The organism is Streptomyces sp. NPDC001443 (assembly GCF_053597355.1).
In genome coordinates, this window is sequence record NZ_JBSFIA010000001.1 from 595,340 (window position 1) to 614,622 (window position 19,283).

A 19,283-nucleotide genomic window follows, 5' to 3' on the forward strand; every position below is an offset into this window, starting at 1 on the left:
GGCGGGCCGCGCCCCCATGGGGCGCGGCCTTCGCACGGGCCGACGGGTCGGACGGCCGGCGCCGCCTCATACGGCCAGCGCCGCCCGGTGCACCGCCGCCGCCAGCCCGGCGTTCTCCGGCGCGGCCCCGCCCGGGAAGGCGTTGCGCCGCCGGGTGTAGCCGTAGGCCAGGCCGCTGCGCGGGTCCGCGAAGGCCTGGCTGCCGCCCGCTCCGCTGTGCCCGAACGCCCCCGCGCCCAGGAACGGGTGCCAGGTGTCCGCGGTGGCCTGGAAGCCCAGCCCGTACGACTTGTGGGTACGGGCCACCAGGTCGTACCCCACGGAGTGGAACTGCCCGAACTCCGCCGCCGTGTCCTCCTTCAGCAGCGGGGCCTTCCCGTCGATCTCGCTGACGGCCGCCGCGTACAGCCCCGCCAGCCCGCGCGCCGACGCCACCCCGCCGACCGAGGCGGGACCCTTGGCGCGGATCTCCGGCCGGTTCGGCAGCAGCGCGAGGTCGGTCGGCTCGGCCGTGTGCGTGTTGAAGGCGATGGACGCCAGCGTGTGCGGCCCCTGCGGCAACGCGTCGAGCAGGGCCTGCTGTTCGGCGGTCGGGGCCATCGGCTGCGCGGTACGGAAGCGCGGCTCGTGCGCCGCGGGCAGGCCCAGGAAGAAGTCCAGCCCGTACGGGGCGCGGATCCGCTCCTCGTACACCTCCTGGAGCGTGCGGCCGGTGGCGCGGCGCACCACCTCGCCCGTCAACGCGCCGATGACCAGGGCGTGGTAGCCGAAGGCGGTGCCCGGCCGCCAGAACGGCCGCTGGTCGGCTAGCCGTTCGGCGACCAGCCGGTCGTCGGCGAGTTCGGCCGCGCTGAAGCCGGTGCCCGTGCCGACCAGCCCCGCCCGGTGCGCGAGCAGGTCCCGCAGCGTCAGCGAACCCTTGCCCTCGGAGCCGAACTCCGGCCAGTAGTAGGTGACTTTGCGGTCCAGTTCGAGGGTGCCCTCCTGCACGAGGAGCGCCACGACCAGATGGGCGGCCCCCTTGGTCGAGGAGTACACGCCGTAGAGGGAGTCGGCGTCGGCGCCCGCCCACAGGTCGACGACCCGCCGTCCGTGCACGTACGCGGTCAGCTGCCCCTCGTAGTCGGGCCGTTCCCCGGCGACGAGCGCCGCGAACTCCGCCCGCACCGCCTCGAAGCCGTCCGCGACGGTGCCGTGGATCTCCTGCGTCATGCGCTCTCCTCCAACTTCAGCCGCTGTGCGCGTGTGCCATGGTGATCAATGCCCGTCCGGGCTGGGGGGACTCCGCTCCCTTCAGGTCGTTCAGGTCGTTTCGGAAGTCGCGTCCGGGTGGTCCCGGAAGCCGTTCTCGGGCGGTCACGCAGGAGACGCCCGACGTGGACGCGCCTCCCGCGGGCTTCCCGAGATCGGTACGGCGAGACCCACCCGTTCGACTCAACAGCGACGAGCGGGTGTTGATGTCGGCCGTGCCCTGTACGGCGTACCCGCGCGGCCGTGCCGGGCTCGGTGCGGTCCGGTGCGGTCCGGTGCGGTCCGGTGAGGTCCGGGCGCCGGTACGGCCGCGCATTCGGTACCGGACGGTGACGCTCTGGCCGGAGGTCGATCGGGATTCACCCGATAGAGTTCGAGCATGCGCGATCTCGGGGTGGGTTTCAGCTATCTCCTGAAGGGCCAGCGCTGGGTGGCCCGGCACGGAAAGCAGTACGGCTTCGGCCTGCTGCCCGGTCTGATCACCCTCGTCCTCTACACGGCGGCGCTGGTGGCTCTGGCCCTGTGGGGCGAGGACCTCGTCTCCTGGTCGACGCCGTTCGCGGACGACTGGTCGAGCCCCTGGCAGGGTCTGTTCCGCGGCTTCCTCACGGCCGTGCTGTTCGCGCTCGGCCTGCTGCTGGCGGTCCTCACCTTCACCGCGGTCACGCTCCTCATAGGCCAGCCCTTCTACGAGAACCTCTCCGAGAAGGTCGACCGCGACGTCTCGCCCGACGGCACCGCCCCCGAGTCGGAGCTGCCGCTCTGGCGCGAGCTGTGGGTCTCGGCGCGCGACAGCCTGCGCATCGTGGTGCGCGCCCTGGTCTGGGGCGTCCTCCTCTTCGCCCTCGGCTTCCTGCCCGTGGTCGGCCAGACGGTCGTCCCGGTGCTCGGCTTCTTCGTCACCGGCTTCTTCCTCACCGAGGAACTCGCCGCCGTCGCCCTCCAGCGCCGGGGCGTCGAACTCCGTGACCGGCTCGCCCTGCTGCGCTCCCGCAAGACCCTGGTCTGGGGCTTCGGCACCCCGCTGGGCCTGGCCTTCCTGGTGCCGTTCGTCGCGGTGTTCCTGATGCCGGGCGCGGTCGCGGGCGCGACCCTCCTCGCACGCGACCTGCGGGGCGAGGAGATCATCGATGGCGCGGACGGCGCGGACGGCGCGGACGGCGCGGACGGCGAGGCCGAGGAGGCTCCCCGGGCGGAGAACGCCACCCGCTGACCGAGGCCGGACACCGCCACCGCCACCGCTATCGCCTTCACCCCGCCCCGTCGCCGCGTACACCGCGCGCGCCGGGGCGTCCTGCGTCCTGCACCCGAGCCGGGCGCGGCCCGTCCCGCCGTGCCGCGGTCACGACGGAGGTTCCGCAGCGTTTCCTTCGAGATTTGGGATAGAAGGCGAGCTCGTGGGTAGTTGTGAAGGGTTCGTACGAACTTCGCCTCGTCCGCTCGATCGCCGACCACGGAGCGAGTACGACGGTTAACGTCTGATCCGGGCGCTCGCGTCCCGGGCCCTCGGGCTCCGGCGTCCCCCGAAGCAGCCCCGGTCCGGTGACCTGACCTCCGGACCGGGGCTCATTCACTTCCCGGGGCCGGTCAGCGGGTCGAGAACGCGTACACCGTCGCCGAGCGGTACACCGAGCCCGGCCGCAGCTCGGTGCTCGGGAACTCCGGACGGTTCGGGGAGTCCGGGAAGTGCTGCGTCTCCAGCGCGACCCCGTCGCCGGGCGCGAACGGGGCCTGAAGGTGGTCCGCGGTGTACAGCTGCATCCCCGGCTCGGTCGTCGCCACCGTCAGCACCCGCCCGGACACCGGGTCGTGCAGCTCGGCCACCTCCTCGACGGCCGGCGTCACCCCCTTGTCCAGGACGAAGTTGTGGTCGTAGCCGGTGCCCACCTTGCGGACCGTGCGGAAGTCGAACCGGGTGCCCGTCACGTCCTCCAGCACACCGGTCGGGATCAGGTCCGCGTCGACCGGCGTGTAGCGCGAGGCGGCGATCCGCAGCTCGTGTCCGCCGGTGCTCCCGGCCCCGCCCAGGTCGAAATAGCTGTGGTTGGTGAGGTTGACCACGGTCGGCTCGTCCGTGGTGGCCTCGTAGGCGATCCGCAGCGCCCCGGACGCCTCCAGGGTGTACGTCGCCGAGACCTCCAGCCGGCCCGGGAAACCCTCCTCGCCGTGCGGGCTGACCCGGCTCAGCCGCACCCCGTGCTCGACCGGCGTCACGTCCCACACCCGCTTGTCGAAGCCGCGCTCACCGCCGTGCAGCGAGTTCGGCGGAGTATTGGGCTCCAGCGCGTACGTCAGCTCGCCCAGCGGGAAGCGGCCGCCCGCGATCCGGTTGGCGTACCGGCCGACCAGCGCGCCGAGGTACGGTCCCGGGTGCGTCACATAGCCGTCCAGGTCGGCGAACCCCAGCACCACGTCCCCGGGGCGACCGTCCCGGTCGGGGACCTCCAGGGACTGCACGATCCCGCCGTACGACAGGATCCGGACCCGGGTCCCGGCCCGTTCCAGGGTCCAGACATGGACCGGGGTGCCGTCGGGAAGTGTGCCGAAAAGTTCGCTCATGTGGGAAACCCTAGGTCACGGTTCCCGCGCGGTGACGGTGCGGTAGGCGATCTCCGCGAGCCGTGCCTGCCCGTCCGTGCTCGGGTGGAACCAGTCCCAGTGGCTGAGCTGGTCCGTGTCGAAGCGGTAGTCGTACACCGCGTTCCCGTCGAAGCGGCATCGGGTGTCCTTCGCGCAGACCTCCTCCAGGACCCTGTTGTACGCCTCCACCCGGCGCTGCACCCTGTCGCGCCGGGCCGTCGCCGCCGCGTCCAGCGCGTCCGCGTCGCCCAGCATGGACGGGCACAGGCCGAGCCGCCAGATCTGCTTGCCGAGCGGGTTGGAACGCCCCTGCGACCACAGTCGCTTCAGGTTCGGCACGCTCGCCACATACACCTGCGTCTTGGGCAGCTCCTCGCGCAGGGAGCGCAGCGCGTCCTCGAAGTCCGCCCGGAAGTCCGCGACCGGCGTCATGTCCGACACGGAGGACCGGCAGGCGTCATTGGCCCCCACCATCACCGTCACCAGTTGCGGCCGCCGGGCCGCCGCCCGCCCGACCTGCGCGGGCAGGTCCGCCATCCGGGACCCGGTCACCGCGTAGTTCCAGCTGTGCCCGGCCGCGCCCGCCGCCCCCAGCAGCCGCACGGCGAGGCTGTCGACCTTCGCCGAGCTGCCCGTCGCCCACGACACCTCCGGGCAGTCCGACAGGACCGCGCAGGCGTCGAAGCCGCGGGTGATGGAGTCACCGACCGCCGCCACCGAGTTCGGGCTGCGGTCCCACACCGGGGTGGGCGACGGCTTCGCCCGGGCCTGCGAACCGCCCGGACCCGGCGGGTCGCCGCCGACCGTGTCGCACCCCCCGGCACCCAGGACGGCCGCCGCCACGACGGCGACGACGGCTCGCACCTGGCTGCTCCGCTTCCGCATCCTCGGCCATCCCCTCGGTCGTCCTGTACGTCCCCCCTCCATCACAACGTGCGAGGGTTCCCGGTCGGCGCGGTGCAACGCCGTACCGCGTACAAGCGTCCCCCTGGGTGAATGGCAGACGATTGTGGGTACCGGGACCGACGGTACGTCACACTCCTTGCGCCGCCGCACGGTAGCCTCGCCATCAACGTGGCCGATGTGCCACTGAGCATGGCCCCAGTAGCAAGATGTCCCGCTCTGCCCGGAGGTCCCGGTGACGACACGTGGAGTTCTGTACGTGCACTCCGCGCCGCGCGCGCTGTGCCCGCATGTCGAGTGGGCCGTCGCCGGGGTGCTCGGTACGCGCGTCAACCTCGACTGGATCCGGCAGCCCGCCGCGCCGGGCACCTGGCGCTCGGAGTTCTCCTGGCAGGGCGAGGTCGGCACCGCGTCCAAGCTCGCCTCCGCCCTGCGCGGTTGGCAGATGCTGCGCTTCGAGGTCACCTCCGAGCCCTGCCCCACCGCCGAGGGCGAGCGCTACAGCTGCACCCCCGACCTCGGCATCTACCACGCGGTCACCGGGATGCACGGCGACATCCTGATCCCCGAGGACCGGCTGCGCGCCGCCCTCCAGCGCTCCCAGCGCGGCGAGACCGACCTGGAGGCCGAACTCGCCAAGCTGCTCGGCAAGCCCTGGGACGACGAGCTGGAGCCGTTCCGGTACGCGGGCGAGGGCGCGCCGGTGCGCTGGCTGCACCAGGTGGTCTGACCCCCCGGCCCGGCCCGGCTCGATCCGTCGGCGCGCCCGCCCCGCCGGCGCGGCACCCGACCGTACGCCCGCCGCGTACGCAGTCACGTGAGGCCGTACGGGTACGCCGTCCCGTACGTCCGTCGTACACGTCGTCGTCTGCGTCCGTCGTGCGCCCCGCACGCGAGGCCTGCCACGGACCTGCGGCGCGATGGGGCCGCAGCGCGCAGTACGCCCTTCCCGCGGCCTCCCGAGGCGCCACGCGCACGACGGACCGCCTCCGTGCCCCCGCTCCGGACCCGTCCCGGAGGGAACCGCCCGGCCCGGAACGCACCGCGGCCCGTCGCCCGCGCCGGAGCGCGGGGGACGGGCCGTCGGAAGTCCTCGAAGTCAGCCGCGAGGACGGTGGGTTCAGATGGTGCGGAACGCCAGCACCACGTTGTGGCCGCCGAAGCCGAACGAGTCGTTCAGCGCGGCGATCCGGCCGTCGACCGGGAGCTTGCGCGCCTCGCCGCGGACGATGTCGGCGTTGGCCTCCGCCTCCGGGTCGAGGTTCTCCACGTTGATGGTCGGCGGCGCCACCCGGTGGTACAGGGCGAGGATGGCCGCGACGGACTCGACACCGCCCGCGCCACCGAGCAGGTGACCGGTCATCGACTTGGTCGCCGAGACGGCCATGTGGTCCGTGTCGTCGCCGAAGACCTTGCGCAGCGCCTTCAGCTCGGCGATGTCACCGGCCGGCGTGGAGGTGGCGTGCGCGTTCACGTGCACGATCTCCGCCGGGTCCAGGTCCGTGCTGTCCAGCAGGTGCTGGAGGGCGTGCGAGATGCCGCGGCCCTCCGGCTCCGGCTGCACGATGTCGTGGCCGTCGGCGGAGATGCCCTGGCCGACCGCCTCCGCGTACACCCGGGCACCGCGCTTGGCGGCGTGCTCGGCGGACTCCAGGACGATCACGCCGGCACCCTCGCCGAGGACGAAGCCGTCCCGGGCGACGTCGTAGGGACGCGAGGCGCCCTGCGGGTCGTCGTTGTTCTTGGACATCGCCATCATGTTGCCGAACGCGGCGATGGGCAGCGGGTGGATCGCCGCCTCCGTGCCACCGGCGACGACGACGTCGGCACGGCCGGTACGGATCATCTCGATGGCGTAACCGATGGCCTCGGCGCCCGACGCACAGGCGGAGACCGGCGTGTGCACACCCGCGCGGGCGCCCACGAGCAGACCCACGTTGGCGGACGGACCGTTCGGCATGAGCATCGGCACGGTGTGCGGGGAGACGCGGCGGACGCCCTTCTCCTTGAGCACGTCGTACTGGTCGAGGAGGGTCGTCACACCGCCGATGCCGGAGGCGATGACGGTCCCGAGACGGTCGGGGTCGACCGAGCCGTCCTCACCCGCGCGAGCGGTGAAGCCGGCGTCGGCCCAGGCCTCCTGGGCCGCGATCAGCGCGAACTGCGCCGACCGGTCCAGGCGGCGGGCCTGCGGCCGCGGGATGACCTCGGTGGGCTCCACGGCGACCGGGGCCGCGATACGGACGGCCTGGTCGGCCGCCCACTCCTTCTCCAGGGGCTTGACGCCGGAACGACCGGCGATCAGGCCCTCCCAGGTAGAGGCTGCGTCGCCACCCAGCGGTGTGGTTGCGCCGATACCGGTGACGACCACGGTGCGATTGGTCGGGCTCACGGGAATTCTTTCTCCAACGGATACGAGGATTCAGCGGCGCCACCGCCGGGTGGCGGGGCCGGCAGCTCCGGCCTAAGGGGTTTCTCAGGCCTGGTGCTTGAGGATGTATTCGGTCGCGTCACCGACGGTCTTGAGGTTCTTGACGTCCTCGTCGGGGATCTTGACGTCGAAGCGCTCTTCGGCGGCGACGACGACCTCGACCATGGACAGCGAGTCGACGTCCAGGTCGTCGGTGAAGGACTTGTCCAGCTGGACGTCCTCAACCGGGATCCCGGCGATCTCGTTCACGATCTCCGCGAGACCGGCGACGATCTCTTCCTGAGTGGCGGCCATGTCGGCGCTCCTTCGTAGATGTTCCAGAGGGTGTGGCTCCCACCGCGTGCGCGGCGGGTGGTGCGTTTCCCGTACCGGATGCATGATCCGGCACGGAGTGCCTAGGGGAGGGTAACGACCGTCGCGGCGTACACGAGACCCGCCCCGAAGCCGATGACGAGCGCGGTGTCGCCGCTCTTCGCCTCGCCGGTCGCCAGGAGCCGCTCCATCGCGAGCGGGATCGAGGCGGCCGAGGTGTTGCCGGTGGTGCGCACGTCACGCGCGACCGTGACGGTCTCCGGCAGCTTGAGTGTCTTCACCATCGAGTCGATGATCCGCTCGTTGGCCTGGTGCGGGATGAAGACGTCCAGTTCGTCCGAGGTGATCCCGGCCGCCTCCAGCGCCTGCTGGGCGACCTTCGCCATCTCGAACACGGCCCAGCGGAACACCGCCTGGCCTTCCTGGGTGATCGCGGGGAACTTCTCGACCTCGCCGTTGCGGTAGTCCGTCCACGGCACGGTCTGCTTGATGGTCTCCGACTTGTCGCCCTCCGAGCCCCACACGGTCGGGCCGATGGCCGGCTCCTTGGAGGGGCCCACGACGACCGCGCCCGCGCCGTCACCGAACAGGAAGGCCGTGGCCCGGTCCTCCAGGTCGGTCAGGTCGGACAGCCGCTCGACCCCGATGACCAGGACGTACTCCGCCGAACCCTCGACGATCATGCCCTTGGCGAGGGTCAGGCCGTAGCCGAAGCCCGCGCAGCCGGCCGAGATGTCGAAGGCGGCGGCCTTGGCGGTGCCCAGCTTGTGGGCGATCTCGGTGGCGACGGCCGGGGTCTGCTTGAAGTGCGAGACGGTCGAGACGACGACGGCGCCGATCTGCTCGGCGGAGATCCCGGCGTCGGCGATCGCCTTGCCGGAGGCCTCGACGGACATCGCGGCGACGGTCTCCTCGTCGGAGGCCCAGTGCCGGGTCTCGATGCCGGAGCGCGAGCGGATCCACTCGTCGGACGAGTCGATCGTCTCGAGGATCACCTCGTTCGGCACGATCCGGGTGGGACGGTAGCCGCCCACGCCGAGGATGCGCGCGTACGGGGCGCCCTTGCTGGGCTTGATCTTCGACATGATCGGTCGGCTCCTCGGGTCGTCAGGCATGCTCGGCGATGAGTTCGCGAGCCGCGTCCAGGTCGTCGGGCGTCTTCAGGGCCAGCGTCGTGACGCCGGGCAGCGCGCGCTTGGCCAGACCGGTGAGCGTGCCGCCGGGGCACACCTCGATCAGCGCGGTCGCGCCGAGCTCCTTGAAGGTCTCCATGCACAGGTCCCATCGGACCGGGTTGGCGACCTGGCCGACCAGCCGGGCGACGACCTCGTCGCCGGTGGCGACGGTCCGCCCGTCCTTGTTGGACACGTACACGACCTTCGGGTCGGCCGGCACGAGCTCCTTCGCGGCCTCGGCCAGCTTCTCGACCGCGGGACCCATGTGGTGCGTGTGGAAGGCGCCGGCCACCTTCAGCGCGACGACCCGGCGCACGCCCTCGGGCTTGTCCGCCTCCAGCGCCGCGAGCTGCTCCAGCGTGCCCGCGGCCACGATCTGGCCCGCGCCGTTGACGTTGGCCGCGGTCAGGCCCAGCTTCTCCAGATGCGGGACGGTCACCTCGGGGTCGCCGCCGAGCAGCGCCGACATGCCGGTCTCGGTGATCGCGGCGGCCTCGGCCATGGCCAGGCCGCGCTTGCGCACGAGGCTCAGCGCGGCGGTGTCGTCGAGGACGCCCGCGAAGGCCGCGGCGGTGATCTCGCCGACGCTGTGGCCCGCGACCGCGCCCGGGGCGAGGTCCGTGACGGCACCGAGTGCCGAGGCGGACAGCAGTCCGGCGGCGACCAGGAGCGGCTGCGCGACAGCCGTGTCCCGGATCGCGTCCGCGTCGGCCTGCGTGCCGTAGTGGACGAGGTCCAGACCGATGGCCTCCGACCACGCGGCGAGGCGGTCGGAGGCACCGGGCAGTTCGAGCCAGGGGGTCAGGAAGCCGGGCGTCTGAGCGCCCTGGCCGGGAGCGACGAGTACGAGCACTCTCACACTCTCTCTTGGGGACGGCCGCGGCCGCCCGTGGGGACAGGGACGAAGAACAGCAGGGGGTTTTGTAGGCCTTCGACAAACTCAGGTCTGGGGATCTCCATCGACCAGACGCCCCAGGATCAGCGCGATCCTCAGTGTGAACGCGGATCGTACATCGGATGGCGACCAGCCGGTGACGTCCGTCACACGTCGGAGCCGGTAGCGCACGGTGTTGGGGTGCACGAACAGCATCCGGGCGGCACCCTCCAGGCTGCTCGCCTGCTCGAGGTAGACGCTGAGCGTCTCCAGCAGAGCGGAGCCGGCCTCCTCCAACGGTCTGTAGATCTCCTCCACCAACTGGTCGCGCGCGCCGGGATCGCCGGCGATCGCGCGCTCCGGGAGCAGATCGTCCGCCAGCACCGGACGCGGGGCGTCCTGCCAGGCGGAACACGCCTTCAGCCCCGCCGCGGCGGCCTGCGCGGACCGGGTGCCGGCCAACAGGTCGGGGACGACGGGACCGGCCACGACCGGCCCCTGCGCGAACGGCCCGATCAGCGACTTGGCCACCGCGAGGGGGTTGTCGCTGCCGCCGGCGATCACCACGAGCCGGCTGCCCAGCACCCCGGTGAGCACCTGGAGCTTGGCGTGCCGGGCGGCCCGCCGGATGGCCTCCACGGTCAGTTCGGAGTCGCCGTCCGGGGCGGTCCCCAGCACCACGCACACGTGTTCCGGCGCGTTCCAGCCCAGCGCGGCCGCCCTGCTCACCGCGCCCTCGTCGGCCTCCCCGCTGAGCACCGCGTTGACGACGAGCGACTCCAGACGCGCGTCCCAGGCACCGCGTGCCTCGGCGGCCTGGGCGTAGACCTGGGCGGTGGCGAAGGCGATCTCACGGGCGTAGACGAGCAGCGCCTCGCGCAGCACGCGCTCGTCCCCCGGGGCCGCGACCTCGTCGATCGCGCTCTCCATGACCTCGATGGTGGTGCGCACCATCTCGACGGTCTGGCGCAGGGTGATGGCCCGGGTCAGCTCGCGCGGCGCGGTCCCGAACACGTCGGTGGAGATGGCCTGGGGGGCGTCGGGATGCCGGAACCACTCGGTGAAGGCGGCGATACCGGCCTGCGCGACGAGCCCGATCCAGGAGCGGTTCTCCGGGGGCATGGCCCGGTACCACGGCAGCGTCTCGTCCATCCGGGCGATGGCCTGGACGGCGAGGGTCCCGGCGGACTTCTCCAGCCGCTTCAGGGTCGCGGCGTGCGTCTGGGCGTCGTGCGCTGCGGTGGGGGACTTGCTGGTTTCGGGTTCGGGCACGGGACAAGACTGCCTTATCGGGACGCCGACGTGTGCCGCCGGGTCGCGCGGGCGGTCCGCGGCGGGTCCTTCGCGGGGCTACCGTGGTGGTCGTGATGGACGTACGGCGCGCAGGCGAGCGCTACCGCGGAGGGGACCCGCGGGCCGGCATCGATTCCCGGCACGCCTTCTCCTTCGGCCCCCACTACGACCCCGGCAACCTCCGTTTCGGCGCGGTGATCGCCTGCAACGAGGAGCGCCTCGCCCCGGGCGCCGGCTTCGACGAGCACCCGCACAGTCACACGGAGATCGTGACGTGGGTGGTCGAGGGCGAGCTGACCCACCGCGACTCCCTCGGCCGCGAGACGGTGGTGCGCGCCGGGGACGTCCAGCGGCTGAGCGCGGCGTCCGGCGTCCGGCACGTGGAGCGCAACGACGCCGCCGCGCCGCTGACCTTCGTCCAGATGTGGCTGGCCCCGCGCGAGCCGGGCGGCGACCCGGTCTACGAGATCGTCCGGGGCATCGCCGACTCCACCCCGTACGCGGTCCCGGAGGCGGCCGCGATGCTGCACGTGCGGCGGCTGGCCGCGGGGGAGCGGACGGCGGTACCGGACGCGGCCCGGCTGTACGTCCATGTCGTACGCGGCACGGTCCGGCTGGACGGCGCGGACCTGACGCCGGGCGACGCGGCACGGATCACCGACGCGAAGGACCTGGAGGCGGTGGGGCTGACGGCGGCGGAGCTGCTGCTCTGGGAGATGACAGCGGTCTGACCGGGCCGCCGCCGTCTCCGGCCGGCCGGGTCAGCGGGCGTACTCGGCCAGCACCGCGTCGGTGAAGGGGGGCCACGCCTCGACGGCCCAGGGGCCGAAGGGCCGGTCGGTCAGGGCGGCGCACGCGATCCCCGCGTCCGGGTCGATCCACAGGAACGTACCCGACTGCCCGAAGTGCCCGAACGTCCGCGGCGAGGACGAAGCGCCCGTCCAGTGCGGCGACTTGCCGTCCCGGATCTCGAGGCCGAGGCCCCAGTCGTTGGGGTTCTGGTGGCCGTAGCCCGGCAGGACGCCCTTCGTGCCCGGGTACTGCACGGTCATCGCCTCGGCGACGGTACGCGGATCCAGCAGCCGCGGCGCCTGCACCTCGGCGGCGAACCGCAGCAGGTCCGTCACCGTCGACACCCCGTCCTTCGCCGGGGAGCCGTCGAGGCCGGTGTCCGTCATGCCGAGCGGCTCCAGCACCGCCTGCCGCAGGTACTCGGCGAACGGGATGTCCGTGGCCTTCGCGATGTGCTCCCCGAGCACCTCGAAGCCCGCGTTGGAGTACAGCCGCCGCTCTCCGGGCGCCGACATCACCCGGTGCTCGTCGAACGCCAGCCCCGAGGTGTGGGCGAGCAGATGACGGACCGTCGACCCCGCGGGGCCGGCCGGCTCGTCGAACTCGATCGCCCCCTCCTCGTACGCGACGAGCGCGGCGTAGGCGGCGAGCGGCTTGGTGACCGAGGCCAGCGGGAAGCGCTGTCCGACGGGACCGTGGGTCCCCAGGACCGTGCCGTCGGCCCGTACGACACCCGCCGCAGCGGTGGGAACCGGCCAGTTCTCGATCAACGCCAAGCTCTGTGCAGACATGACGTCGAGCCTAAGCGGCCCGGAGCCCGGGCTCGCGACACCCCCCGCCGGAGCGATCACCGTCCGCCGCGGGCCGTGCCGCGCCCGGGCGTCGGCTGACTTGATCACACCACACCCGCCGCCTTCTCGTCGGCGTGGCTTGCCTGGAGTGCGCTCGAAGGCCATAGCGTGGAGGTCATGACGGTGATGCAGACGACGCCCGCGGCCACCGAGCAAGCCCCCACCCCCGCAGACAGCTGCGCCGCCCCGCCGCCACCGCATCCGCGCCCCGACGGCCGGGACAGCTACACCATCAGTGAGGTCGTCGCGTTCACCGGGCTGAGCGCGCACACCCTGCGCTGGTACGAGCGGATCGGCCTGATGTCCCACATCGACCGGTCGCACACCGGCCAGCGCCGCTACAACAACCGGGACCTGGACTGGCTCGGCCTCGTCGGCAAGCTGCGGCTGACGGGCATGCCGGTCGCCGACATGGTCCGGTACGCGGAGTTGGTGCGCGAGGGCGAGAACACCTACGAGGAGCGCCGCGAGCTGCTGGTGGCGACCCGGCACGACGTCCTGGCCCGGATCGCCGAGCTCCACGACACGCTCGCGGTGCTCGACCGGAAGATCTCCTTCTACGCGGACGCCGGGCACGCCCACGCCTCGGAGCGGGCGGGCTGACCGCCCCGGCCGGGGTGGCCGGGGGACGTCAGAACTCCGCGAGCAGCTCCGCCTTCTTCACCGAGAACTCCTCGTCCGTCAGCAGCCCGGCCCGATGCAGCTCGCCGAGATGACGGATCCGTTCGGCGAGGTCGGCGGGATCGCGGCGCGGCGCCGGGACCGCGAGCGCGGCCGAGGGGACGGCGGGCGCGGCCGCCGTCCCGCCCGCGCGCACCGCGGCCAGCACGGCAGCGGCGAACGGCAGCGACTCGTGCACCGGTCCGTACCCCAGGCCGAACACCACCGCCGCCGGGTCCTGGTCGGCCTGCGCGGCCTGCTGCTCGGCGGGGTCCCGCAGCAGCAGTCGCAGATGCCCCTCGAGGATCTCGGGCGAGCGCCACTCGACCCCGGCCAGGCCGGTGACCGGGAAACTCTGGTCGCCTGCCTTCCACTTGGCCGAGGACGCGCCCGTCCAGAACCAGCGGAAGTTCACCGTCCGGCCGTCGAAGGACGCCTTCGCGTCGTACGCCTTGAACTGCCGGGGCGCCTCGGGCGCGGGCACCAGATGGCGCTCGGCCGGGCCGGACTCGGTCAGCAGGGCACGCAGTTCGTCGGCGTAGTACTCGGCGAGCGTCTCGCGCTCGGCCGGCAGCACCAGCCGGTAGGGGTCGGAGCCCTCCTTGAGCTGCCCGTCGGCCGCCTCCATCAGCGGGTCGGCGCCCGGCCGGGGCTCGGCCCGCAGCACGACCGTGCCGCGCTTGCCGGGGGTGAGGGTCACCGCCTCGATCGCCGCGAGCGGGACGCGCCGTTCACCCAGCGCCTGGAAGAGCTTCGGTGTGCGGATCCCCCGTTCGTAGCGGATGAGCACGGAGTCGGACTCGAACTCCCAGGCGGCATGAAATCCGGCCAGTACGTCACCCATGCGGCTCATCGTATGCGGCACGAGCTCCTCCGTCGCCTCCCCGGGCAGACCGCGATTTCTACGTCTCTACGCGCGTTCTGCCGCTGCCTTGCCGGGCAGGCCCGCCCGGCACCCCTTGTCCTGCTGGGCGCACCGGACCGCCCGGTACGCGCCCGTGCCGATGTCGGCGAGGTTGCGCAGGCTGTCCGTGCCCGGCTCGAAATAGCCGCTGTGCCCCTGCGCGTCGCGCGCCGACAGCACCCGGGCGCCGAACGCGGGGGAGACCGGGTCGGCGCCGTGGCCGAGGCCGCCGACCTCCAGGTGCGGTACGTCCTGCACCCAGTCGCTCGCGTCCCGCATCGCCCACACCCGGGCGGAGGTGCCCAGGTGGGCCACGCTCGGCACCCGCATCCCGGGGCTGGCGGCCACGGCTATGTCGACCACCCGGCGGGGCATGTCGCGCGCGGCGACGCCGCACAGCACGGAGCCGTAGCTGTGGCAGAACATGGCGACCGGCGCGTCGCCGGGCAGCGCGCGCAGCAGCGCGTTCAGCCGGACGGCGCCGTCCTCGGCGCGCATCGCGGTGGCCGAGTCGATGCCGAGTCCGGCGGGCGCGGTGTAGTCGGCCCAGGCGATCACCGCGGTACGGACCGCGGGACGCACGGCCCGCTCGGCGTGGTGGAGGGACTTGGCCATGCCGACGGGCGCCGAGTACCTGCGGTTGGTGCGCTGGAAGGTGAGCAGGTCGGTGTCGACGCCGGGGACGACGACCGAGATCCGCTCGGCCTCGGTGAGATCCCCGAACACCTCGGCGGCGCGGCCTGAGCTCTCCGGGTCGAAGGCGAGGATCTGGCGGCCGCCGCTCATCATCGACTCGAAGCGGTGCATCCTGCGTCCCGCCTCCTGCTGCCCCGCCGGGCTGAGCCGGCTGTCGTGCATGCGCGCCCGCTCGACCTCGCGGGCCTGTCCGAGCGCGACCCGGTTGGCTCGGTAGCGCAGCCGGACCGGGGCGCCGTTCATGTTGCCGACCGCGAGCGGGTAGCGGGTCGCGAGCCTGTTGCGCTCCCGCGGGGTGAGCGAGGCGAAGAACCGGGACAGCCTCGCGGGGGCCGCGTGCGGGTCGGGCAGCCGGTGTCCGCCGATGTGCCCGTGCTCCCAGGCCGTCAGGGAGGACTGGAGGGCGGTCGTCTCCCGCTGCTGGCGCAGAGCCGTCCAGCCGGTGGTCGCCAGCATCACGAACACGACGGCCAGAGCGAGCAGCGCGCGCCAGACGTTGAGTTGCGGGGAGGTGCCGAAGGAAGTCACTGGGAGGACACACTAGGAGAACGAGAGGGCCACGCGTTAACCGAGTGACAGGGATCACGTTTCGATGGGAGTGGCAATGGTCTCGGGTGAGTTCGGCGACACCTCGGGCACCACCTCGGGCACCGCTCGGGTGAGGTCCCGGCCCGTTCTCAGGCGAGACCGGCGGGCGCGCGCCAGTGTCCGGTGAGTGCCGCACCGACCTGGTCGAGGTAGCGGGCCGTCAGCTCCCGGATCGCCCGCGGGCTGAAGTCCTCGCCCGTGCTCCACTGGCGTTCCGTCACCCGGATCACCCCGCCGAAGACGGCCACCGCGAGGCGGGGCCGCGGATCGGTGTCCAGGTCGACCCCCTCGCGCTCGGCCAGCACGCGCGCGATGCGCTCCTCCGTCTCCGCCGAGCGGCGCAGATGGGCGGCGAGCAGGGCGGGCGTCGACTCGATCGTCCGGTACATCCGTACGTACAGCTCGACCGGTACGACGGCCTCGATCGCTTCGGCGAGCCGGTCCCAGTCGTCCAGCAGCGCGTTGCGCAGGGCCTCCATGGGAGCCTCCCCCGACGGCCGTGCCGCCACCGAGGCGACGAAGTGCGCCTCCGTCATCTCCTGGACGGCGAACGCCGCGTCCTCCTTGCCGGCGAAGTAGCGGAAGAAGGTGCGCTGCGAGACCTCGACGGCCTCGGTGATGTCGTCGACGGTGGTCTGTTCGTAGCCGTGGCCGGTGAACAGGTCGAGGGCGGCCCGCAGCAGCGCCTCCCGGGTGCGCTGCTTCTTGCGCTCGCGCAGTCCGGGCGGTGGCGCGGTGTCCATGGGGTCTCTCCTGCCTGTTCGGTACGCGGCGTGACAGTTACCGACTTGTGAACTGGTTTGTCAATTGTCAGTGGCTGTCACTAGCCTCGAAGGCATGACTAGTCAGACCACCATCGACACGACGGGGCCGGGGGACAAGGCGTCGGCCGCCACCCCGTCCGGTCCGGCCCCGGAGGCCACCGGACTGCGCGGGCACCCGTGGCTCACCCTCATAACCGTCGCCGTCGGCGTCATGATGGTGGCCCTCGACGGCACCATCGTGGCCATCGCCAACCCGGCGATCCAGAAGGACCTCGGCGCCACCTTCGCCCAGGTCCAGTGGATCACCAACGGTTACTTCCTCGCCCTCGCGGTCTCCCTGATCACCGCGGGCAAGCTCGGCGACCGCTTCGGCCACCGGCAGACCTTCCTCATCGGCGTCGTCGGCTTCGCCGCCGCCTCGGGCGCCATCGGCCTGTCCGACAGCATCGCGCTCGTCGTCACCTTCCGCGTCTTCCAGGGTCTGTTCGGCGCGCTGCTGATGCCGGCCGCGCTCGGCCTGCTGCGGGCCACCTTCCCGGCCGAGAAGCTCAACATGGCCATCGGCATCTGGGGCATGGTCATCGGCGCCTCCACCGCCGGCGGTCCGATCCTCGGCGGTGTGCTCGTCGAGCACGTCAGCTGGCAGTCGGTGTTCTTCATCAACGTGCCGGTCGGCGTCCTCGCCCTCGTCCTGGGCAGCCTGATCCTGCTCGACCACCGGGCCGAGAACGCCCCGCGCTCCTTCGACCTCCTGGGCATCGCGCTGCTCTCCGGCGCGATGTTCTGCCTGGTCTGGGCCCTGATCAAGGCTCCGGCCTGGGGCTGGGGCGACGGCAAGACCTGGGCCTTCGTCATCGGCTCGGCCGTGCTCTTCGCGGCGTTCGGCTTCTGGGAGACGAAGGTCTCCGAGCCGCTGATCCCGCTGGCGCTGTTCCGCTCGGTCCCGCTGTCGGCGGGCGTGGTCCTGATGGTCCTGATGGCCATCGCCTTCATGGGCGGCCTGTTCTTCGTGACGTTCTACCTCCAGAACGTGCACGGCATGAGCCCGATCGACGCCGGCCTGCACCTGCTGCCGCTGACCGGCATGATGATCGTCGGCTCGCCGCTGGCCGGTCTGGCGATCACCAAGCTGGGCCCGCGCGTCCCGCTGGCGGGCGGCATGGCGGCCACCGCGATCGCCATGTACGGCATGTCCACGCTGGAGACGGACACCGGCAGCGGTGTCATGTCGCTCTGGTTCGCCCTGCTGGGCTTCGGCCTCGCGCCGGTCATGGTCGGTGCCACCGAGGTCATCGTCGGCAACGCCCCGATGGAGCTCTCCGGTGTCGCCGGCGGCCTCCAGCAGGCGGCGATGCAGATCGGCGGCAGCCTCGGCACGGCCGTCCTCGGCGCGGTCATGGCGTCGAAGGTGGACAGCGACCTGCCCGGCAACTGGACGGCCGCGGGCCTGCCGCCGCTCACCTCCGCGCAGTTGGACCAGGCCTCCGAGGCGGTCCAGGTCGGCGTGGCGCCGGTGGCCCCGGGCACCCCGGCGGCGATCGTCGCGAAGATCACGGACGTCGCGCACGACACCTTCATCTCCGGCATGAGCCTGGCGTCGCTCGTCGCCGCCGGTGTCGCGGTGGTGGCGGTCTTCGTCGCCTTCCTCACCAAGCGCGGAGAGAACGCCGAAGCGGGCATGGGAGCAGCTCACATCTGACGGGAATCTGACGGCGTTTTCCCCGTAATTCCCCTATGAGGGTGACAACGCCAGAGAATCCTGACCACCGGCAGGCGCCGCACGTCACAGTGGGTCAAGTCCTCCGGTACGGCATGTTCCACAGGCATGTCCGTACGGCGAGGAGGGCGGCCGGGCTGCGGCGCGCTGTCGGAGGGGGGCAGCGCGCCGAGGCCCGCGGGCCGATGACTTGGCGGCCCGATCGGGGGTACCCGCACCTCCGAACCCCGATGCACATCCAACTGATCCCGGGGTTCTGGGAGTTGATGATGGCGGGCTTCGGACAGCGAACACGCGGATACCCCCGCTCGCGCGGCCGGATGGGGCTGCGGACCGGGACGGACCGCGCGACCCTGGCAATCATCGGAGTCGTCTGCGCGATCGCGGGCTTCTTCGCCCTGGGGATCGTCCTCGGTCCCGCGGCGGTCGTCTGCGGCTGGCTCGCCATGGGCCGGACCTGGTCCGGTGCCCGGCCTGTCCCGGCCCTGGTCGCCCTGGTGCTGGGTGCCATAGACACCCTCATGGCGATCATGTGGCTCGCGGGCGGCGGTCTGTAGCCGCACCGCGGCGACAGCCGGACACGCCGGAGGGCGGGCGGGGCGGCACCCCGCGCACACGGGTGCGCGCCCACCCCCTCCGGCGTGACACCGGCCGCCCACCCCCGGGTGCGTCCGTCCCTCCCCGAGAGGCTTGCGCGCGCCCCGCGTTCAGCGTGCCTGTTCCCCGCCCACGGACTCCCGTACGGCCGCCGCCCGGGACAGTGCCGCGACCTCCGCGCGCAGCGCCCGGACCTCCTCCGTCAGCCGCTCGATCGCCTCCGTCTGGCGCCGCTCCGTCACGTCGTCCTTCTCGAACCGGGCGATGAACCACGCGGCGATGTTCGCGGTGACCACGCCCAGCAGGGCGATCCCGGACAGCATCAGCCCGACGGCCAGCACCCGCCCCATCCCGGTGGTCGGCGCGTGGTCCCCGTACCCGACGGTCGTCATCGTCGTGAAGGACCACCACACGGCGTCACCCAGCGTGCGGATGTTCCCGTTGGGCGAGTCCCGCTCCACCGACAGCACGGCCAGCGAACCGAACATCAGCAGCCCGACGACCGCCCCGCCCACGTAGGTCGTCAGCCGGATCTGGGAAGCCATCCGCGCCCGCCGGCCCACCAGCGTCAGGGTCGCCACCAGCCGCAGCAGCCGCAGCGGCTGAAGGATCGGCAGCACCACCGCGCCCAGGTCCAGCCAGTGCGTACGGACGAACTCCCGGCGGTGCCCGGACATCGCCAGGCGCACCAGATAGTCCGCGGCGAACGCCCCCCACACCGTCCACTCGGTCACCGTGCACGCGACCGTCAGCGTGCGCCCGGCCGAACTGTCCACGATCGGCACGGCATAGGCGAGGGCGAACACCACGGCGAGGGCCAGCAGCGGCCGTTGGGTGCGCCGCTCCCAGCGGACCTGTCCCGATTGTTCCTCCATGAGCGCATCGTAAGGAACGC

19 protein-coding genes are annotated in these 19,283 nt (G+C 72.4%); 6 read left to right on the top strand and 13 right to left on the bottom strand.

Annotation, left to right across the window (positions count from 1 at the left end; genetic code table 11):
• Positions 1-66: 66 nt before the first annotated feature.
• Positions 67-1,212: a serine hydrolase domain-containing protein gene (locus ACWC24_RS02530; protein WP_450660959.1), complete on the bottom strand. Its 1,146-nt coding sequence runs from the start codon at positions 1,210-1,212 to the stop codon at positions 67-69.
• 418 nt (positions 1,213-1,630) lie between these two features.
• Here ACWC24_RS02530 and ACWC24_RS02535 point away from each other — a divergent pair, with 418 nt between their 5' ends.
• Positions 1,631-2,464: an EI24 domain-containing protein gene (locus ACWC24_RS02535; protein ID WP_450660960.1), complete on the top strand. Its 834-nt coding sequence runs from the start codon at positions 1,631-1,633 to the stop codon at positions 2,462-2,464.
• Between the two features lie 374 nt (positions 2,465-2,838).
• Here the strand turns inward: ACWC24_RS02535 and ACWC24_RS02540 are convergent, their stop codons facing one another.
• Together ACWC24_RS02540 and ACWC24_RS02545 are read right to left on the bottom strand one after the other, a co-directional pair.
• On the bottom strand, positions 2,839-3,810 hold the full coding sequence (locus ACWC24_RS02540) for an aldose epimerase family protein (protein WP_450660961.1): 972 nt from the start codon (positions 3,808-3,810) through the stop codon (positions 2,839-2,841).
• 15 nt (positions 3,811-3,825) lie between these two features.
• The gene (locus ACWC24_RS02545) at positions 3,826-4,716 is read right to left on the bottom strand and encodes an SGNH/GDSL hydrolase family protein (RefSeq protein WP_450660962.1); all 891 of its coding nucleotides are present in this window, start codon (positions 4,714-4,716) and stop codon (positions 3,826-3,828) included.
• 253 nt (positions 4,717-4,969) lie between these two features.
• Between ACWC24_RS02545 and ACWC24_RS02550 the strand changes: the two genes are divergently transcribed.
• A complete protein-coding gene (locus ACWC24_RS02550; protein ID WP_450660963.1) occupies positions 4,970-5,464 on the top strand; it encodes a DUF3145 domain-containing protein in 495 nt (164 codons plus the stop codon).
• A gap of 390 nt (positions 5,465-5,854) precedes the next feature.
• On the opposite strand, the gene ACWC24_RS02555 is transcribed toward ACWC24_RS02550, so the two are convergent.
• The 5 genes from ACWC24_RS02555 to ACWC24_RS02575 all read right to left on the bottom strand — a co-directional run bounded on the left by ACWC24_RS02555 (position 5,855) and on the right by ACWC24_RS02575 (position 10,798).
• Positions 5,855-7,126 carry a beta-ketoacyl-[acyl-carrier-protein] synthase family protein gene (locus ACWC24_RS02555; RefSeq protein ID WP_450660964.1) on the bottom strand — a complete coding sequence of 424 codons (1,272 nt, stop codon included), beginning with the start codon at positions 7,124-7,126 and terminating at the stop codon, positions 5,855-5,857.
• 84 nt (positions 7,127-7,210) lie between these two features.
• On the bottom strand, positions 7,211-7,459 hold the full coding sequence (locus tag ACWC24_RS02560) for an acyl carrier protein (protein ID WP_029384719.1): 249 nt from the start codon (positions 7,457-7,459) through the stop codon (positions 7,211-7,213).
• 101 nt (positions 7,460-7,560) lie between these two features.
• Complete coding sequence (locus ACWC24_RS02565; RefSeq protein WP_450660965.1) at positions 7,561-8,562, bottom strand: beta-ketoacyl-ACP synthase 3; 1,002 nt, start codon at positions 8,560-8,562, stop codon at positions 7,561-7,563.
• A gap of 22 nt (positions 8,563-8,584) precedes the next feature.
• Positions 8,585-9,505 (bottom strand): ACP S-malonyltransferase, encoded by a 921-nt coding sequence (locus tag ACWC24_RS02570; RefSeq protein WP_450660966.1) that lies wholly within the window; start codon positions 9,503-9,505, stop codon positions 8,585-8,587.
• Between the two features lie 87 nt (positions 9,506-9,592).
• Positions 9,593-10,798 carry a PucR family transcriptional regulator gene (locus tag ACWC24_RS02575; RefSeq protein WP_450660967.1) on the bottom strand — a complete coding sequence of 402 codons (1,206 nt, stop codon included), beginning with the start codon at positions 10,796-10,798 and terminating at the stop codon, positions 9,593-9,595.
• A gap of 95 nt (positions 10,799-10,893) precedes the next feature.
• On the opposite strand from ACWC24_RS02575, the gene ACWC24_RS02580 reads away from it, so the two are divergent.
• A complete protein-coding gene (locus ACWC24_RS02580) occupies positions 10,894-11,550 on the top strand; it encodes a pirin family protein (RefSeq protein ID WP_450661049.1) in 657 nt (218 codons plus the stop codon).
• Positions 11,551-11,580: 30 nt separating this feature from the next.
• On the opposite strand, the gene ACWC24_RS02585 is transcribed toward ACWC24_RS02580, so the two are convergent.
• On the bottom strand, positions 11,581-12,402 hold the full coding sequence (locus ACWC24_RS02585; RefSeq protein ID WP_450660968.1) for a serine hydrolase domain-containing protein: 822 nt from the start codon (positions 12,400-12,402) through the stop codon (positions 11,581-11,583).
• A 177-nt stretch (positions 12,403-12,579) separates the two neighbouring features.
• On the opposite strand from ACWC24_RS02585, the gene ACWC24_RS02590 reads away from it, so the two are divergent.
• A complete protein-coding gene (locus ACWC24_RS02590) occupies positions 12,580-13,065 on the top strand; it encodes a MerR family transcriptional regulator (RefSeq protein ID WP_450660969.1) in 486 nt (161 codons plus the stop codon).
• A gap of 28 nt (positions 13,066-13,093) precedes the next feature.
• Here ACWC24_RS02590 and ACWC24_RS02595 read toward each other — a convergent pair whose 3' ends face one another.
• The 3 genes from ACWC24_RS02595 to ACWC24_RS02605 all read right to left on the bottom strand — a co-directional run bounded on the left by ACWC24_RS02595 (position 13,094) and on the right by ACWC24_RS02605 (position 16,053).
• Positions 13,094-13,975 (bottom strand): DUF4429 domain-containing protein, encoded by an 882-nt coding sequence (locus tag ACWC24_RS02595; RefSeq protein ID WP_450661050.1) that lies wholly within the window; start codon positions 13,973-13,975, stop codon positions 13,094-13,096.
• A 57-nt stretch (positions 13,976-14,032) separates the two neighbouring features.
• Entirely contained in the window at positions 14,033-15,250 is a 1,218-nt protein-coding gene (locus ACWC24_RS02600) for an alpha/beta hydrolase (RefSeq protein WP_450660970.1), read from the bottom strand.
• A gap of 149 nt (positions 15,251-15,399) precedes the next feature.
• Entirely contained in the window at positions 15,400-16,053 is a 654-nt protein-coding gene (locus tag ACWC24_RS02605; protein ID WP_450660971.1) for a TetR family transcriptional regulator, read from the bottom strand.
• Positions 16,054-16,147: 94 nt separating this feature from the next.
• Here ACWC24_RS02605 and ACWC24_RS02610 point away from each other — a divergent pair, with 94 nt between their 5' ends.
• Together ACWC24_RS02610 and ACWC24_RS02615 are read left to right on the top strand one after the other, a co-directional pair.
• Entirely contained in the window at positions 16,148-17,773 is a 1,626-nt protein-coding gene (locus tag ACWC24_RS02610) for an MFS transporter (RefSeq protein WP_450660972.1), read from the top strand.
• Between the two features lie 284 nt (positions 17,774-18,057).
• Complete coding sequence (locus ACWC24_RS02615; RefSeq protein WP_450661051.1) at positions 18,058-18,348, top strand: small hydrophobic protein; 291 nt, start codon at positions 18,058-18,060, stop codon at positions 18,346-18,348.
• Between the two features lie 150 nt (positions 18,349-18,498).
• Here the strand turns inward: ACWC24_RS02615 and ACWC24_RS02620 are convergent, their stop codons facing one another.
• On the bottom strand, positions 18,499-19,263 hold the full coding sequence (locus ACWC24_RS02620) for a potassium channel family protein (RefSeq protein ID WP_450660973.1): 765 nt from the start codon (positions 19,261-19,263) through the stop codon (positions 18,499-18,501).
• Positions 19,264-19,283 lie beyond the last annotated feature (20 nt).